Origin of the sequence: Trebonia kvetii (genome assembly GCF_007827045.1) — a bacterium.
GTDB lineage: Bacteria > Actinomycetota > Actinomycetes > Streptosporangiales > Streptosporangiaceae > Trebonia > Trebonia kvetii.
In genome coordinates, this window is sequence record NZ_RPFW01000002.1 from 833,462 (window position 1) to 849,387 (window position 15,926).

Sequence of the window (15,926 nt, forward strand, 5' to 3'; positions counted from 1 at the left end):
GGATGAGCATATGGACCGGCAGGTTACGCCGGAGACGGCACGGGGGTGACGAATGTGAATGCGGTCGAATATCCGGTTCCCCAGCCAGTGGTAGGGCGTGGTGCGCTGTTCGTGGAGCACCGGCTGAAGGCCCCGCTGGTATCGGAGTCGGCTTACATCGCGCCGACGGCCGTGCTGGCCGGAGATGTCACTGTAGGCCCGCACAGCCGGGTGCTGTTCGGGGCGGTGATCACCGCCGAGGGCGGCCCGGTAGAGATCGGGCAGAACTGCGTAGTCATGGAGAACGCGGTCGTCCGGGGCGTGCCTGGCCAGGAAACCCATATCGGTGACGAGGTACTAGTCGGCCCGCACGCTCACCTGACCGGGTGCGTGATCGAGGGCGGCTCGCTGATTGCGACCGGCGCCACAGTGTTCAACGGCGCTCGCATCGAAGCCGGGGCGGAGGTCGGGTTCAACGCGGTGGTCTACGTCAATACTGTCGTCCCGGCCGGTACGGCGGTGCCGATGGGCTGGTTCGCCGGCGGACACCCGGCCGAACTGGTGGCGCCGGGAGACTGGGACCGCATCCGCTCCATCATGGAGCCGCTGGACTATCCGGGCACAGTCTTCGGGGTGGGCGCCAGCTCGCCGATGCCTGACATTGCCCGCCGTTACGCTCGAGGGCTAGCCCTGCATCACCGAGATCGTATTGTCCCTGACGAGCGCCACCTGCTCGCCCGGGAGGACGCGCCCTAGCCCGCCGGGCACGGGCTCGCACCGCACCAGCGGGCCCGTCCTCATCGCCGGCGGGCCCGGCGTTAGCGCTCGCCCCGTGTCCCGGGTGCTGGAGGACGAGGGATGGGTGCGTCGTTCAGCTGCTGGTCAAGGTCGACCCAAATGGCGTCGTCTTCGATCTTGCATGCGTAAACCGGGATGGGGCCGCAGGCGAACGGACCGACGGCCTCGCCGGTGGTCAGGTCGTAGCGGGATGCGTGGGCGGCGCAGACCAGCGTGTCGTCGTCCTGCAGGGTGCCCTCGTGCAGGGGTTGCTGCTGGTGGGTGCAGGTGTTGTGGATCGCCCTGACGTCGTCATCAGCTAGCCGGATGAGGCAGATCGGCTCGCTCAGCTCGTCAACGAGCATGGTGTCGCCGACCTCTAGGTCGTCGAGGTTCGCGACGACTGCGAACGTCATGGCCGTGTCCTTCCACTTGCGGGCCGCCGGGGCGCCGGCTGGCTGCCGCGCACCTCGATCCAGCCGTTACGGATCCGGGTGGGGAGCACGGGTTGCGGCTGGCTTGCCGGGCCACGGCTGATACATCCGTCGGTGAGCGCGAAGCGGGACCCGTGCAGCGGGCAAGTCACAGTCAGTTCTGCGACCGCGCCGCGGCTGAGCAGGCCACCGGCGTGGCTGCAGATGTTGTCGATGGCGTAGAGGCTGCCGCCGTGGCGGTACAGCATGATCTGGCGCCCCTCAGCCTCGACCGGGGTCGGCGAGTCGTCCGGCAGGTCGGCCTCCTGCAGCGCGCGGGTCCAGCGCCGCGGCCCGGCGGCCCACGCTACCCGGCTGACCATCACACCTCTGGTGAATACGAGATGACCGCCAAGGTAACCCGCCGCGGCCGTGACCATCAGGCTGGCCGCAGCCAAAGCGCGTGCCGTGCCACGGTGACCGGCCATACGGGTGCCAAGGGAGGCACATTGCAGCCCAAGGGCCGCCGTATTGAGCAAGCCGTGGAAGAGACCGACGCGACGGTCCTGATCGTTGCTGACGGTCCAGTCGTTCAGGCCGGTCAAGGCGGTAGCGCCCGCGGCGATGATGCCGGCCGCGCTGAGCTTGCCCGCGGCGTCGATTCCGCGCCGCGGAGCCGGGTCGCGGTCCATAGCGTCCAGCACCATGACGCCTGCCCACAGCCCGATGGGCAGGTCGCTAAGTGCCGGGTGCAGTGGGTGGCCGGCCCATCGGCCGCCATGCAGCAGCTCAACGGCAAGGTTGTCCTGGTGCCGTTCGCGAACTGGCCCCAGCACGGCGGTCAGCCGGTCGCTCAGGGTACGGAGCCAGCCGAGCCGGTCGACCCAGGCAGCGAGATCGCTGTGCCAAGTCACCAACCGGGTGGCAGCGCACAGGGAACTGACAGCCGGCTCGGCCTGCTGGCCGACTGCTGTCAGATCGTCGGCCTGGCCGCTGCCTGTTCGCATCGGTTCCTCCAGGGTGGCGTCAGCTTTGGCTCGATCGTCAGAAGAATCTTCTATGCCATCGCTCACTCTGCTTGTCTCACCTTGCTGCACATGCGCGGCGCGACCCGCCCCGCGTCGGCTTTCGCGCTTGCCACCCGCCCGGCACCGGCCGGAGGTTCAGTCCGTCTTGAGGTAGCGCAGGACCGCGAGCACATTTCTGCCACTCGCTGATCGACCGCAGCGCCGCCATCATGGCCACCCAGAGCCCGGTGCTAGCCTCAGCGAGTGTTTGACACGGCGCGGGAGTTCCCGCTGGGTGCCGCTACGACGCTGGCTGAGCTGGCTACCGACCCGCATCCGCGGCTCGCCCTGCTGTTGGGTGCCGAGCCGGTGAGCTGGGTGCCGGAGTTGGGCGGCTGGCTGGTCACCCGGCGCGACTTGGTGCTAGAGGTGATGCGCGCGGCTGAGGTGTACACAGTGGACGACCCCCGCTTCACCACTGCGCGGGTGGTCGGGCCGAGCATGCTGTCGACCGACGGGCCGGAGCACGCGCGGCATCGTGGGCCATTTGCCGATCCGTTCCGGGCGCGAGACGTGAGCGAGCGCTTTGCCCGTGTCATCGCCGAGGAGACTGATCTGCTGCTCGGGCCGCTGCGCGGACGGGGGACCGCCGAGTTGCGCCGGGAGGTGGCCGGGCCGTTGGCGGTCGCGGTGGTGGCCGCCGCGCTCGGGCTGGTCGAGGCCGACGCGGCGGCGGTGCTCTCCTGGTACGACCGGATCGTGCGCGCGGTGGACGACCTGACGGCGGGTCGGCCCGCCGATCCGGAGGGCGCGGTGGCCGTCGGGCAGTTGCGCGGCAGTGTGGAGGCGACGCTCGCGGAGCGACGGGAATCAATCCTGGTCGCGGCGGCCGAGGGCGGACTCGGGGTGCCTGAGGTCGTGTCGAACGCGGCGGTGCTGATGTTCGGCGGAATCGAGACCACCGAGGGCATGATCGCGAACGCGGCGCTGCACCTGCTGTCCCATCCCGAGCAGTTGGAACTCGTGCGACGCGATCCCGGCCTGGTGGACAACGCGATCGAGGAGTCGCTGCGGCTCGAGCCCGCGGCCGCCGTGGTGGATCGATACGCGACCCGCGACACGCAGCTGGGAAGGGCGCGGATCCGTAGCGGCGACCTGGTCGTCGTCTCTATCGCCGGCGCCAACCGGGACCCGGCGGTCTTCCCGGAACCGGACCGCTACGACGTGCGGAGGGCGAATGCCCGGGGCCACCTGGCATTCGCGCACGGCCCGCACTTCTGCCTCGGCGCGCACCTGGCCCGGCTGGAGACCAGGACGTGCATGCTCGCACTGCTCGGCGAACTGCCGGGGCTGCGCCTCGACAGCGAAGGCAGCGCGCCGCCCCGCGGCTTGGTCTTCCGCAAGCCGCTGGCGGTGCGCGTCCTGTGGGACCAGCACGCTGAATAGCAGGCAGTGATCAAGCTGTCCTGGTCCGCGGCCGTCCTGTCAGGCGTCCGTTAGCCGCACGAGGGTGTCGACTCGGCGGTGATGTTCGCGTAGGTCACCGGGTTGACCGGCGCGTTGTCACCGGACAGCGCCGTCGGAAGCCCGGCGGGCCAGGCGAAGGAGGCACGCGTCCAGTAGTAGCGTGCGACGTGCTGGCTGGTGCAGACCAGGACCGCGTCGCGGAACGTGACGGTCACCTTGACCGGGTAAAGCTTGCCCGTGGCGCAGGACGGGTTGCAGTCGTCGATCTTCTCGGTCCCGGTGCCGATCGCGACGGTGGGATTCCAGGTGGGCCAGGTCATGTTCCACAGCGATGTCGTGCCGTCGCCGGACAGCGGGCAGCCGGCCGAGCAGCCTGACGCGTGCATTGACGTGCCGTTCGTGTCGCCGCCCTCGGCGAAGTACACGGTGGGCTGATGCGCCGTGGGGACGCTGACCGGGGAGTCCGACGGCGACGCTGGCACCAGCGACGGCTGGGACACCGACGCCGAGATCGACAGCGACGGACTGGCCGAGCTCCCCGCCGAGGCGGTCGTGGTACCGCCCGCCGTGGCCGAACTCGAACTCTGGCAGCCGGCGGTCGCCACGATCAGCGTCGCCGCGAGCGCGACGGCGGGCAGGAGTGCGCGCATCCGGAAGGTCAAAGCGTCACCGGCCTTAGCGGAAACTGAATGTCGCCTGATGGACGCCCGAAACGTACCATTTGCCGCAGTCGGCGAACGCCTGTTTCAACGCACGTGAATGCCGCCCCGGGAAAGCCGTGTGCCCGGTGGCACGAGTGCCATCCTTGCTATGCTTTGCACCCTCTCGAGAGGTGCTTCTGTGCGCAGGATGATGGCCGGGCTGGTCGTGGTCACGCTGGCGGCGGGCGCCGCGATCGTGGCGTGGCGCGCGGAATCCGAAGGCGGTTCGAGCACTTTCGACGAGAATTACCCGACCGCGAACACCATCTCCTGCGCATCGGCGACCGCCTGCCTCGCAGTCGGATCGGCGGAGCGCGGCACGCCGCGCACGTCGGTGCCCGTCGTGCAGGCGTTCAACGCGGGCACCTGGCGGACGGTGGCCGTCAAGGCGCCAGGGAAACCCGGATCGCGAACGACCCTGACGGGCGTGTCGTGCCCCGCGGCCGGCTACTGTCTCGCGGTCGGCGAGTACGACCCAGGCGACCGAGGGCTTCCGCGCCCGTACGCGATGTCCTGGGACGGGGCGTCCCTGTCCCCCGCCGTCAGGCTGCCGCTTCCGACGGCCAGCGACCTGGAAGAGATGGGCGGCGTTTCCTGCCCCGCCGTCAACCGTTGCGTGGTGACGGGCAATGTTCCCAGGGGGGAGATCATCTGGACCTGGAACGGCTCCGCGTGGTCAATGATGTCAGTGCCGACACCCGACACCGTGGCGGATGAGTACTTCGACTCGGTCCAGTGCACCACCGTGACCGACTGCATGGTTGCCGGCCGAGAGTCAGCCGGCAGCAGCACCGTCCCCGCCGCCGCCAGCTGGAACGGCAGGTCATTCACCCGGCTCAGGCCGCCCGCGCCGACGGGTATGAGCACCGCCGGGTACAGCGGGCTCTCCTGCGCTACCCGTGAGCACTGCGCGTTCACCGGCCTCGGTTACGCGTCGCACGGCTCCCCCATCACGTCCTTCCTCGAGATGTGGAACGGCAGGACCTGGAAGCTCACTACCTGGCGCGGCCCGAAGGCCGGCGACTACGCCGAACTGTCCGCCGTCTCCTGCCGTACCGCGAACGACTGCGTCGCGGTGGGCAGCGACGGCCCGGACACCGGGCAGCGCGCGGCCGCGCTCACCTGGGACGGCGCCAACTGGAAGGCAGCACGCGTCCCTGGTCCCGGCCCCGGCAAGATGTCCGTCTTCTACGGCGTGAGCTGCGCGAAGACCGGCGGCTGCACCGCTATCGGCGAGCGGGGCGCGATCCCCTGACGGCTAGCGCTTGCGGGCGACAAGGATGTCGCGCGTGATCGCCTGGTCGACACGGTGCCTGAAGTCACGGAACGGGCCTTCGTCGAGGACGTCTAGCCCGCTGGCGGCGAGGATCTCGACCGCGTCCTCGCGGCGGGCGACCATGGTGTTCCAGGAGATCCCGATGGCGCCACCCGGCCGCAGCACCGCCGCCCAGTGCGGCACCGCGGACCGCAGCAGTTCGAGCGGGCTCCTTGCCAGGCCGTGTCCGCCCGGCTGCGGTCGGCCCGGCTGCGGCTTCCCTGCGCCGTGGCTGCCGTGCTGGACTCCGTACGGCAGGTCGGTGACGATGAGGTCGGCGGTCTCCCGCTTGAAGAACTCGCCGACGCGGCTGGTGTCCGCCTCCACGACGTCCACGCGCTGCACGTCGCCCGCCTTGTAGTCCTCCTTGGCAGCCGCGAACTCCGCCCGGAGCCGCTTGGCCACCACCCGGCGGTCGCGCCGCACCGGGGAGAAGTCCGCCTGGTGCTTCAGGCGCTTGTCCTTGAGCCAGCGCTGGAGGAACATGGCGTACGCCTCGATGTCGCGCCCGTCGATGTCGGCGCCGTAGGCGTCGAACCCGTACATGATGGCCTGGTTCAGCGTGGTGCCCCGCCCGCACAGCGGGTCGAGGACGGCGAGCCGGCGGCTGCCGGTGTCGCCGGCGAACGCCGACGCGGCGAGGGTGACGTTGAGCAGCAGCTTGGTGAACTGCTCGTTCGTCTTCCCCTGGTACTTCAAGATGGTCAGCAGATCGTCGTCGTAGCGGTCGAGCCGCCGCAGCGTCACCGGACGCAGCACCTCGGCTCCCTCCTCGCCGCCGGCCTCGAACAGCGCGTACAGCGACGACAGGTTGCCGAACAGCCCCGTGTCCCGCCCGGACAGTTCGCCAGCCTCGAACGTGACGTAGGGGACGCCGCCGATGACCGCCTCACCGATGCTGTCCGCGTCGATCTTCCCATCGGGAAGGGCGCTGCCGAGCACCGCAAGTTCGGCGCGCGCGAGCGCGGGCGCGGCCCCGGCGTAGACCCGGTTGTGCGACGGAAGGATGAGGAAGGCGTAGCGGCTCATAAGATCCAACAGCCTAGTGCCTCGGCCAGAGCCGCCTCACCACCCCGCGGAGCGCCGCAGTGGGCGGAATCAAGCTCTTCTTGCGGTTCGTACTTTAGGTGTTGACGTTGAATCGTATTTAACGTTAATGTCCCTCTAAACACAGGCGAGCCCGACCTGACAGGCCGGTTCACCTGGGGTGTCCCTGAGTCACTGAGAAGACTTCCCAGCTATGGGTCGCGTGACTGCCACGCCTAAAACTTTGCCGTAAATAATCCATAAAGCTTCCACATGAATGGAGACAAGCGGTGTCCGATCGGGTGACGATCTCGCAGGTCGCCGAGGAGGCGGGCGTCTCTGCGATGACCGTTTCTAACGTCCTCAATGGGCGGCCGGGAGCGTCCGAGGAGACCAGGCGCCGTGTGCTCGATGCCGCCGAGCGTCTGGGCTACCAGCCGAACCTCTCGGCGCGCAACCTCAAGGCTGGCCGCACCGGGCTGATCGGCGTGATGACCCTCGACCTGACGGGGCAGTACGGCCTGGAGATCGTCCGGGGCATCGCCGACGAACTGGCCTCCGATGAGCGAGAGATGCTCATCAGCGCGACGTACCAGGAGGCGGTGCGTGAACTGGAGCGCACACAGTTCCTCGCCCGCGGACTGGTGGACGGCGTGCTCATGGTGGCCCCCGCCCTTGAGGACGCCACGCTGGAGGCGCTGCGCCGCAAGAACCTGCCGTGCGTGGTGATCGACCCGCGGCGCACTGACGCGTCGCTGCCCAGGGTCACCGTCGACAACTACGGCGGAACCCGGCAGGCAGCCGAGCACCTGCTGGAACTCGGCCACACCCGGATCGCGTACATCAAGGGCATCGCCGACCTGGAAAGCTCGGAGTTGCGCTACAAGGGTTTCCACGACGCGCTCCGGCTGGCCGGCGTCGACCTCGATGAGCGCCTGGTCGCCGAATCCGATTTCACCTATACCCAGGGGTTCCGGATCACGTCCGCGTTGATCGCCGAGCACCGGCCGACCGCACTGATGGCCGGAGGGGACCTGATCGCGCTCGGTGCCGTGGATGCGGCCCGCGCCTGCGGGCTGCGCGTGCCCGACGACCTGTCCGTGGTCGGCTTTGATGACCTGCCGCAGGCGGCCCAGACGTTCCCGGCGCTGACCACCGTGCGCCAGCCGCTGCACGACATGGGCAAGCTCGGCACCCGCATGCTGCTCAGCCTGATCGACGGCCGCCCGCTGCTCATGGAGAACATGCAGATGCCCACCGACCTGATCGTGCGAGGGACGACCGCCCCGCCTGCTGACGCCTTGCCCGCGGCCGGCGAGGAAGACGAATGCGCCACCCCCTCGCACGGTGACGATCAGTGACCTTCGTCATGTCCTACTTCACTGCCCAAGATGAGGCCTTGCACATGGCCGTAAGCAGGGACGGTCACCACTTCACCCCCGTCAATGGCGGCGCACCGCTGCTCCGCAGCAGCGTGGGAACCGGGGCGCTGCGCGACCCGTTCATCGGGTTCGGCCCGGACGGCATGTTTCACCTGCTGGCGACCGACGGCTGGGCCAGCCCGGCCATCCTGCATGCTGTCTCCGCCGACCTGAGCACCTGGTCGTCCCCGGAGCTGATGCCCGTGATGACCGCTGTCCCCGGGGCGCACAACGCCTGGGCGCCGGAGTTCTTCTACGTCCCCGATCGCCAGTGCTACCAGCTGATCTGGTCGTCGGCGGTGGATCCGGGCGACACAGATGGCGACAGGGACTGGCAGAACACCGGCCAGGATCACCGGATCTGGGGCTGCGTGACAACGGATTTCCGCAGCTACTCCCCCGCGGGGCTGTTCTTCGATCCCGGTTTCTCGGTGATCGACGCGACCGTGGTGCACGACGGCGGCAGGTTCGTCATGGCATTCAAGGACGAACGCGGAGTCAACGAACTCACCACTGGCCACAAGCACATCAAGATCACCGCGTTCACCAGCCTGGGCGGCCCCTTCGAGCCGACGAACGGGCCGGTAAGCCCCGCACCCGTGGAGGGACCGGCGCTGTTCCGCCGCGACGGCGAATGGGTCCTCATCTTCGATCACTTTCTAGAAGGCCGCTACGGCGCCGTATCGAGCCGAGACGGCCTCTCGTGGGCGCCCGCCGGGGTCGTCGTTCCGCAAGGCGCGCGGCATGCGTCCGTCCTCACTCTTCCGCCCAGCTCACCGTTGAGATTCCAGTTCGAGGAGTAAATCCCTATGAACAACCCACCAGCGTTCTCCCGCAGATCCGTTCTCAAGGGCTTCGGCGCGCTCGCCGGAGGAGCCGTCCTAGCCGCGTGCGGCTCTGACGGCGGCAGCAACTCGGCCCCGAAGGTCAGCGACGTCAAGCCAGGCACTCTGACGATCATGTCACCCACCGGCGAGATCACTTCTGCGCAGGTCGCGGCCTTCCAGAAGCTCTATCCGCAGCTCAAGATCACCCAGATCAACACCGACCCGACCCGCCTGAACGCGATGCTCGCGGCGGGGAACCCGCCGGACCTGGTGCGCGATGCCGGCACCGACGTCACCCCGTACATCGCCAGCCAGGGCCTCGCCCTGAACCTGGACTCCTACTTCGAGCAGTCCACCATCCTTAAAGAGTCCGACATCATGCCGGTCAACGACGCGTGGAAGTGGGACGGCAAGCAGCAGGGCCAGGGGTCGCGCTTCGGCATCGCCAAGGACTGGTCCCAGGACGCGATGTGGTGGTACAACACCGAGATGTGGTCGGCCGCCGGCCTCAAGCCACGCGCCGCGGACACGCCCGTCAGCTACGACGAGCTGCTGACCGCCGCGAAGGCCATGACGAAGGTTTCCGGCGGCAAGACCAGCCAGTTCGGCCTCTGGTACGTGACTCCGGACATCGACAGGATCGCCGCCATGGTGGCCACGGCCGGCGGCCGCATCATCTCCGACGACCTCAGCACCGTCGACTTCTCCTCGGCCGAGGCCAGGCAGGCGCTGCAGTGGATCGTGTCCGCGGGCAAGGAAGGGCTGGGCTACTCGGTCGTCAACCCTCCCTCGGACTGGGACGGGCCGGAGATGTTCGCCAGCAAGCAGGCGATGGCCTGCCAGGGCTACTGGTTCACCGGTTTCACCGAGACGACCGCGCCCGCGTTCGAGAGCAAGCTCCAGTTCAACGCGGCGCCGGTGCTCGGATCCACCCGGATCAGCCCGACGTTCGGCGCGGTCGGCTACTGGATTCCGGCGAAGGCCAAGAACCCGGCGGCATCCTTCGCCTGGATGGAGACTTACTGCGGCGGCGCGATCGCCAAGGCGCGGATCGCGGCCGGCGACGGCCTGCCGTCGCTGAAGTCCCTGCTGCCGCTCCTGCCGCAGCGCAACGCCTTCGAGAAGGCGGTGGTCGCCACCCAGCACAACGAGCTGAACTACATCAAGGTCGTGCAGGTCGCCTCACCATACGCGCTGAACACCGCGATCAACACGACCCTGGCGAAGGACTTCCCCAGGGCCATCTCCGGCGGGATGTCCGTCGGCGCGCTCGCCGACCTGCTCACCACGGACGTCAACGCGGTCCTCGCGGCCGGGAAGAAGTCGCTGGGGCAATGACGGCGACGGCAATGTCAGGTTCAGGGGCGGCCGCGCGAGGCCGCCCCGGCCCGCTGCGCAGGCTCAGGGGCGGGCTTGCCTTCTACGGGTTCATCTCACCGTGGCTGATCGGGACGGCGGCGCTGACGCTGTTCCCGGTCGGCTACGCGGTCTACCTGAGCTTCACCAGCTGGAACGGAATGTCGCCGTTCAAGCCCTGGGTTGGCCTGTCCAACTACCAGGAGGTGCTGACATCAGGCGACACGCTGTCCACGCTGTCGCGGACGCTGGTGCTCACCGCCATCGTGGTGCCGGTGACCATCGTGGGCAGCCTCCTGCTCGCGATGCTGCTGAACAAGCGGATGCGCGGCCGGGCGGTGCTCCGGACGCTGATCTACATCCCGGCCATCGTCCCGCCGGTTGCCGCCGCGCTGATCTGGAAGGTGGTCTTCGACAAGAACTCCGGCGCCGCCAACCGGCTGCTCGCCGTCTTCGGCGTTCACCCGCTGAACTGGCTGACCGGCGGCAACGCGTTCATCGTCTTGATCGTCGTCCTGCTGTGGGCACTCGGCTCCGGCATCATCATCGACCTGGCGGCGCTGCAGACCGTCCCGGCCGAGCAACTCGAGGCGGCGCGAGTCGACGGGGCCGGGCCGTTCGGCAGGTTCCGGCACGTGATCTTGCCGGCGATATCGCCCATCCTGCTGTTCCAGACGGTGCTCACGGTGATCACGACGCTCCAGACGTTCATTCCCGCGATTCTGCTGTCGCCGATCGGCAGCAGTTCCATGGGCCAGACCACGAACATCCCGCAGGCCAACGACGTCTACATGATCGACGTCTACGAGCAGTTCTTCGACTACTCACGCTACGGCTACGGTTCGGCGATGCTCGTGGTCTTCTTCGTGGTGATCGTCGCGATGACCGCGCTGATCTTCAAATTCCTCGGCCGCAGCGTCTTCTATGCGGTCGACCCGAAGGCGGGAAAGAGATGACCGCGATCAAGAGCCCGGCGGGCGGCACGGATATCCAACCGCGAGACCCCGCCCCGGAGGCATCCCTGCCCTCGCGTGCCAGGCGGCTGGCCCGGCGGAGCCCGATCCCGTTCGGTATCGCGGTGGTCGTCGCGGTTGTCATGATCGCGCCGTTCGTCACGCTCATCATCAGCGCGCTGACCCCGGCCGACCAGATGGGCATCAACCGCTGGCTGCCCAGTTTCCTGCGCTTGTCCAATTTCGCGGATGCGGTCAGGTACATCCCGTTCTGGCAGCTGGCCAAGAACTCGCTGGTCCTCAGCTCGGTCTTCGGGATACTGACGACGTTCAGCTCCGCGTTGACCGGCTACGGTTTCGCCAGGCTGCACGGCCCGGCCAAGAACGCGCTGTTCGCGCTGCTCATCGGCACGATGATGGTGCCGCCGATCGTCACCCTCATCCCCACCTACCTGCTGTTCTCCGACTACCACCTGGTCGGCACGTACTGGCCGTGGGTGCTGTGGGGCGCGGCGGGAACCCCGTACGCGATCTTCCTCTACCGTCAGTACTTCTCCGCCTTCCCCAAGGAACTCGAGGAGGCCGCCGTCATCGACGGGGCGGGGCAGCTCCGCATCTTCTTCCAGGTCTTCCTGCCGCTGTCCCGGCCGCTGCTGATCACCGCGTTCGTGCTCGCGTTCAACGCGGTGTGGGGCGACTTCATCGGGCCCAACCTGTTTCTCAACCAGTCGAATACGACGCTCGCGGTGGGCGTCGCGACCGGCTATGAGAACAGCCAGGGCTATCCGCTGTATAACCTGCTGGCCGGTGGCGCCCTGATCTACGTCGTGCCGGTGCTCCTGCTGTTCTTGTTCGCCCAGCGCAGCTACGTGCGCGGCTTCGCCACCTCAGGGCTGAAGTGAGCTACCGCGACCCGGTCTACGATGGCGCGACCGACCCCGTCGTGGTGCTCAACCGGGCACGCGGCGAATGGTGGATGTTGTACACCCAGCGCCGGGCGAGCGCACCGGGGCCCGGCGTGGCGTGGGTGCACGGCTCCGACATCGGCGTGGCCGTCTCGCGCGACGGCGGGGGCAGCTGGCTGTACCGCGGGACCGTGCAGGGCCTGGACTTCGAGCCAGGCCGCAACACCTTCTGGGCGCCGGAGGTCTTCTGGGCCGAGGGGCAGTACCACATGCTGGTCACCTACATCCGGGGCGTGCCTGACCGATGGGAAGGACATGACCGGCAGATCCGGCACTATGTCAGCCCCGATCTCTGGCGCTGGTCGGACCTCGGCCCGTTGCACCTGAACTCCCGGCGCGCGATCGACGCCGCGGTCTGCCGGCTGCCGTCGGGCGGCTACCGGCTCTGGTTCAAGGACGAGGAGCGCGAGTCGCACACCTACGCCTGCGACAGCGCCGACCTGACTGCGTGGACGCCACCGCAGCCGACCATCACCGGGGCGGCGCACGAGGGGCCGAACGTGTTCGCGCTCGACGGCTGCTTCTGGATGCTGACCGACGAGTGGCGCGGGCTCGCGGCATACCGCTCTGACGACCTCACGCAGTGGCGGCGCACCGGGATGATCCTCGACATCCCAGGCACCGGCCCGGACGACACGGACGTCGGCAGGCACGCCGACGTGGCCGAATGCGGCGACCGCGCGTTCATCTTCTACTTCACCCACCCCGGCCTCGCGAGCGCGGCCGATAAGGACAGTTACCAGGCGCGGCGCTCCGTCGTCCTGGCTGCGGAACTGGCCGTGACGAACGGCAGCCTGCGCTGCCTGCGGGACAAGCCGCTGTCCGCCCCGTTCCTGCCCGTCTCTTAGCCGCAGAGGGAAACACATGTCACGCCAGGCCCGGCTCGTCCTCGATCCGGCATTCCCGGTGGGATCCGTCGATCCCCGGCTCTTCGGTTCCTTCGTCGAGCACGTGGGCCGCTGCGTGTACACAGGCATCTACGAGCCCGGGCATCCGGCCGCCGACGCCGACGGCCTGCGGACCGATGTCCTGGACCTGATCAGGGAACTCGGTGTCACGGTGATCCGCTATCCCGGCGGGAACTTCGTGTCCGGGTACGACTGGGAGGACGGTATAGGACCGGCAGACCAGCGCCCCGTACGGCGCGATGCCGCGTGGCGGTCCATCGAGACGAACCAGTTCGGCCTCGGCGAGTTCATGTCGTTCCTCGGCAAGACCGGGGCTGAGCCCATGCTCGCCGTCAACCTGGGCACCCGGGGAATGGCCGAAGCCGTCCAGCTGCTTGAGTACGCCAACCATCCGGGTGGCGCCGCACGCTCCGCAGCGCCGGAATCGGCGAGCGGCTGGAGACCGGCGGCGGGCCTGCAATAGTGCGGGCAGTCATCGGCGGCGTGCCATCGGGCACCGTCAGCTTCCATACCGACCGGGGCACGGTCCAGCGCGAATCGCTGCCCGGTGGCAGCCCCAGCATCGTTGAGTGGCGCACCAGCGCGAAGGAGTCAGCATTCGTCCGGGTCGAGGTACGCCACATTGGCGGTCACGCGGCGGCACTCACGAATCCGGTCATCCTGACCTGAGCCTGTGCTGGGTCTTGGACCAGCTGAATCTGTAATGTTCAGGTTCATGGGACAGCCGGCAGGAGAGGCGCGGATGGGCTGGTCACGCCGACTGACCTGCCTGGAGATATGCGCCGGCGCCGGCGGGCAGTCCCTGGGGCTTGAGCTGGCGGGCTTCGAGCATGAGCTGGCCGTCGAGCTTGACCAGAACGCGTGCGCCACGCTGCGGCATAACCGGCCGCACTGGAAGGTCGCCCATGGGGACGTCGCCAGCCCGGATACCTGGGACCCGGCCGCGTACGCGGGAATCGACCTGCTGGCCGGCGGCGTGCCGTGCCCCCCGTTCACCATCGCCGGCAAGCAGCTCGGCGCGACCGACGAGCGCGACCTGTTCGCCTGGGCCATCGAACTTTGCGGCACCATCGGGCCGCGTGCGCTGCTGCTCGAGAACGTGCGCGGCCTGTCGCTGCCCCGGTTCGCCGCCTACCGCCAGCACGTTCTCGACCGGCTCGCCGAGCTCGGCTACGCCGCCGACTGGCGGCTGCTGCACGCCTCGGACTACGGCGTGCCGCAGTTGCGGCCACGGTTCGTGCTTGTCGCCATGCGGCCGGACGACTTCGCGTACTTCAGCTGGCCACAGCCGCATCCGGAAAGCACCGCCACCGTCGGCGAGACACTGCTCGACCTGATGGCGGCCAACGGGTGGCCGGGCGCCGCCGCGTGGGCCGCCAGGGCGAACGACATAGCACCGACGATCGTCGGCGGTTCCAAGAAGCACGGCGGCGCCGACCTGGGGCCGACCCGCGCTAAGCGGGCCTGGCGGCTACTCGGCGTGGACGCACTAGGCGTGGCCGACGCCGCGCCGTCGGCCAACGACCCGGTCACCCTGGTACCTAAGCTCACCTGCGACATGGTCGCCAGGATTCAAGGCTGGGACGGCAGCGAGTACCAGTGGGAATTCACCGGCAGGAAGACCTCGAACTACCGGCAGATCGGAAACGCGTTCCCGCCGCCGGTCGCCCGCGCGCTCGGCGAGCAGGTCAGGCGAGCCCTCGACCATCAGGGCGAGCCCCATGAGCTAGTCGAGCAGTCCGCCACGACGCATGACCCCGTTTACGCGGTGCTGCGCGACGACGGCGGGTTCCTCACCAGGGAGGAGATCGTGCGCCGCCTCGCCGTCCCGCTTGACGTCCCCGCATTCGAGCGGCACCTTGCCCATCTCAGGCACGACTTCTCCATCGAGGTGCGTTCCGGCAGGGCCGGCGACGCTTACCGGCTTGGCACGTTCAAGGCCTTCACCGGCCAGGACGATCACCTCCGTCACGAGGCCTTCGTCAATCCGGCCAGGATCAGCTGACGCTCCGTACTACCGGCTGGCCCTCGCGCGGAAAGGAGTGCGTCGATGGAGGACCATAGGGCCGACGGCGCTCCCGAAGCACTGCCGGAACCGCCGCGTGCCGACCCGATAGCGGGCGAGCTGGTCAGTGAGACGCTCGACTACGACGGCGGCCGGCGGGTCACGGTGTACGTCCCGCCCGACCCGCCGGAGGCGGTCGTGTTCGCGGGCGACGGTCAGGGGATCTCGCGCTGGGGCGGGTTCCTCGAGGCGGCCGACGTGCCGTCCACGATGATCGTCGGCGTGCACGGGCTGGCGGATGAGACGGCTCGGCTCCATGAGTACTCGCCGGTCTTTGACGCGGAACGGTTCGCGGCCCATGAGCGGTTTTTCGTCACGGACGCCGGCCGTTGGATTCGGGCGCGGTTCGGCATCGCGCTGCCCGCCGAGCGCACCGCGATCTTCGGCGCCTCGGCGGGGGGTGAGCTCGCGCTCGCCCTCGGGCTGCGCCATCCAGATCTGTACGGTGCGGTCTTCTGCGGTTCGCCGGGCGGCGGCTACCAGCCGGCCAGCGTGCTGCCGCCCAGGATTCCGCGCACCTACCTCGTCGCCGGCACGCTTGAGCCGTTCTTCCTTGGCAACGCGACCCGGTGGGCGGCTGCGCTGCGCGAGGCGGGTGCGGATGTCGTGCTGAGCGAGCGGGTCGCCTCGCACGGCAGTGCGCTGTGGCGAGCAGAGTTCCCGCTGATGGTCGCGTGGGCGTTTGGCCAGTGACGTATCTACTGGCAAGGAGCTAAAGGCGGTCGCGCCGTCGATCCGTTATGCGG

At 68.7% G+C, this 15,926-nt stretch carries 16 protein-coding genes and 1 pseudogene; 13 read left to right on the forward strand and 4 right to left on the reverse strand.

Going from position 1 to position 15,926, the window contains the following annotated elements; genetic code table 11:
- Positions 1 to 45: 45 nt before the first annotated feature.
- Positions 46 to 735 carry a gamma carbonic anhydrase family protein gene (locus EAS64_RS12465; RefSeq protein ID WP_222849252.1) on the forward strand — a complete coding sequence of 230 codons (690 nt, stop codon included), beginning with the start codon at positions 46 to 48 and terminating at the stop codon, positions 733 to 735.
- A 62-nt stretch (positions 736 to 797) separates the two neighbouring features.
- Here EAS64_RS12465 and EAS64_RS12470 read toward each other — a convergent pair whose 3' ends face one another.
- Positions 798 to 1,172, reverse strand: a complete 375-nt coding sequence (locus tag EAS64_RS12470; RefSeq protein ID WP_145853075.1) for a Rieske (2Fe-2S) protein — start codon at positions 1,170 to 1,172, stop codon at positions 798 to 800.
- Complete coding sequence (locus tag EAS64_RS12475) at positions 1,169 to 2,176, reverse strand: Rieske (2Fe-2S) protein (RefSeq protein ID WP_145853076.1); 1,008 nt, start codon at positions 2,174 to 2,176, stop codon at positions 1,169 to 1,171. The genes EAS64_RS12470 and EAS64_RS12475 overlap by 4 nt, the downstream gene beginning before the upstream one ends.
- Before the next feature lie 264 nt (positions 2,177 to 2,440).
- On the opposite strand from EAS64_RS12475, the gene EAS64_RS12480 reads away from it, so the two are divergent.
- Positions 2,441 to 3,622, forward strand: coding sequence for a cytochrome P450 (locus tag EAS64_RS12480; RefSeq protein ID WP_222849253.1), 1,182 nt, complete (start codon positions 2,441 to 2,443; stop codon positions 3,620 to 3,622).
- 50 nt (positions 3,623 to 3,672) lie between these two features.
- Here the strand turns inward: EAS64_RS12480 and EAS64_RS12485 are convergent, their stop codons facing one another.
- On the reverse strand, positions 3,673 to 4,293 hold the full coding sequence (locus tag EAS64_RS12485; RefSeq protein ID WP_145853077.1) for a hypothetical protein: 621 nt from the start codon (positions 4,291 to 4,293) through the stop codon (positions 3,673 to 3,675).
- Positions 4,294 to 4,483: 190 nt separating this feature from the next.
- Here EAS64_RS12485 and EAS64_RS12490 point away from each other — a divergent pair, with 190 nt between their 5' ends.
- Positions 4,484 to 5,599 carry a hypothetical protein gene (locus EAS64_RS12490; RefSeq protein ID WP_145853078.1) on the forward strand — a complete coding sequence of 372 codons (1,116 nt, stop codon included), beginning with the start codon at positions 4,484 to 4,486 and terminating at the stop codon, positions 5,597 to 5,599.
- A gap of 3 nt (positions 5,600 to 5,602) precedes the next feature.
- Here EAS64_RS12490 and EAS64_RS12495 read toward each other — a convergent pair whose 3' ends face one another.
- Positions 5,603 to 6,688 carry a TRM11 family SAM-dependent methyltransferase gene (locus tag EAS64_RS12495; protein ID WP_145853079.1) on the reverse strand — a complete coding sequence of 362 codons (1,086 nt, stop codon included), beginning with the start codon at positions 6,686 to 6,688 and terminating at the stop codon, positions 5,603 to 5,605.
- Positions 6,689 to 6,975: 287 nt separating this feature from the next.
- Between EAS64_RS12495 and EAS64_RS12500 the strand changes: the two genes are divergently transcribed.
- The 10 genes and pseudogenes from EAS64_RS12500 (at position 6,976) to EAS64_RS12545 (ending at position 15,873) form a co-directional block, all read left to right on the forward strand.
- On the forward strand, positions 6,976 to 8,046 hold the full coding sequence (locus EAS64_RS12500; protein WP_145853080.1) for a LacI family DNA-binding transcriptional regulator: 1,071 nt from the start codon (positions 6,976 to 6,978) through the stop codon (positions 8,044 to 8,046).
- An 8-nt stretch (positions 8,047 to 8,054) separates the two neighbouring features.
- On the forward strand, positions 8,055 to 8,909 hold the full coding sequence (locus EAS64_RS12505; RefSeq protein ID WP_145853544.1) for a glycoside hydrolase family 43 protein: 855 nt from the start codon (positions 8,055 to 8,057) through the stop codon (positions 8,907 to 8,909).
- A 6-nt stretch (positions 8,910 to 8,915) separates the two neighbouring features.
- Positions 8,916 to 10,271 carry an ABC transporter substrate-binding protein gene (locus EAS64_RS12510; protein WP_145853081.1) on the forward strand — a complete coding sequence of 452 codons (1,356 nt, stop codon included), beginning with the start codon at positions 8,916 to 8,918 and terminating at the stop codon, positions 10,269 to 10,271.
- 11 nt (positions 10,272 to 10,282) lie between these two features.
- Entirely contained in the window at positions 10,283 to 11,245 is a 963-nt protein-coding gene (locus tag EAS64_RS12515) for a carbohydrate ABC transporter permease (protein WP_187365866.1), read from the forward strand.
- Positions 11,242 to 12,144 (forward strand): carbohydrate ABC transporter permease, encoded by a 903-nt coding sequence (locus EAS64_RS12520; protein WP_145853083.1) that lies wholly within the window; start codon positions 11,242 to 11,244, stop codon positions 12,142 to 12,144. The genes EAS64_RS12515 and EAS64_RS12520 overlap by 4 nt, the downstream gene beginning before the upstream one ends.
- Positions 12,141 to 13,055: a glycoside hydrolase family protein gene (locus tag EAS64_RS12525; RefSeq protein ID WP_145853084.1), complete on the forward strand. Its 915-nt coding sequence runs from the start codon at positions 12,141 to 12,143 to the stop codon at positions 13,053 to 13,055. The genes EAS64_RS12520 and EAS64_RS12525 overlap by 4 nt, the downstream gene beginning before the upstream one ends.
- Before the next feature lie 16 nt (positions 13,056 to 13,071).
- Positions 13,072 to 13,515 (forward strand): annotated as a pseudogene (locus EAS64_RS12530) (alpha-L-arabinofuranosidase family protein); the annotation flags it as partial.
- Positions 13,516 to 13,577: 62 nt separating this feature from the next.
- Positions 13,578 to 13,784, forward strand: coding sequence for a hypothetical protein (locus EAS64_RS12535; protein ID WP_222849255.1), 207 nt, complete (start codon positions 13,578 to 13,580; stop codon positions 13,782 to 13,784).
- Positions 13,785 to 13,830: 46 nt separating this feature from the next.
- A complete protein-coding gene (locus EAS64_RS12540) occupies positions 13,831 to 15,120 on the forward strand; it encodes a DNA cytosine methyltransferase (RefSeq protein ID WP_246115641.1) in 1,290 nt (429 codons plus the stop codon).
- Between the two features lie 45 nt (positions 15,121 to 15,165).
- Positions 15,166 to 15,873 carry an alpha/beta hydrolase gene (locus EAS64_RS12545; RefSeq protein WP_145853085.1) on the forward strand — a complete coding sequence of 236 codons (708 nt, stop codon included), beginning with the start codon at positions 15,166 to 15,168 and terminating at the stop codon, positions 15,871 to 15,873.
- The last annotated feature ends 53 nt before the right edge of the window (positions 15,874 to 15,926 follow it).

Excerpts from the sequence above, each read along its gene's own strand:
- EAS64_RS12470 (WP_145853075.1), bottom strand. The coding sequence starts at position 1,172 with ATGACGTTCGCAGTCGTCGCGAACCTCGACGACCTAGAGGTCGGCGAC.
- EAS64_RS12475 (WP_145853076.1), bottom strand. The coding sequence starts at position 2,176 with ATGCGAACAGGCAGCGGCCAGGCCGACGATCTGACAGCAGTCGGCCAG.
- EAS64_RS12485 (WP_145853077.1), bottom strand. The coding sequence starts at position 4,293 with ATGCGCGCACTCCTGCCCGCCGTCGCGCTCGCGGCGACGCTGATCGTG.
- EAS64_RS12495 (WP_145853079.1), bottom strand. The coding sequence starts at position 6,688 with ATGAGCCGCTACGCCTTCCTCATCCTTCCGTCGCACAACCGGGTCTAC.
- EAS64_RS12505 (WP_145853544.1), top strand. The coding sequence starts at position 8,055 with ATGTCCTACTTCACTGCCCAAGATGAGGCCTTGCACATGGCCGTAAGC.
- EAS64_RS12510 (WP_145853081.1), top strand. The coding sequence starts at position 8,916 with ATGAACAACCCACCAGCGTTCTCCCGCAGATCCGTTCTCAAGGGCTTC.
- EAS64_RS12515 (WP_187365866.1), top strand. The coding sequence starts at position 10,283 with ATGTCAGGTTCAGGGGCGGCCGCGCGAGGCCGCCCCGGCCCGCTGCGC.
- EAS64_RS12520 (WP_145853083.1), top strand. The coding sequence starts at position 11,242 with ATGACCGCGATCAAGAGCCCGGCGGGCGGCACGGATATCCAACCGCGA.
- EAS64_RS12540 (WP_246115641.1), top strand. The coding sequence starts at position 13,831 with ATGGGACAGCCGGCAGGAGAGGCGCGGATGGGCTGGTCACGCCGACTG.
- EAS64_RS12545 (WP_145853085.1), top strand. The coding sequence starts at position 15,166 with ATGGAGGACCATAGGGCCGACGGCGCTCCCGAAGCACTGCCGGAACCG.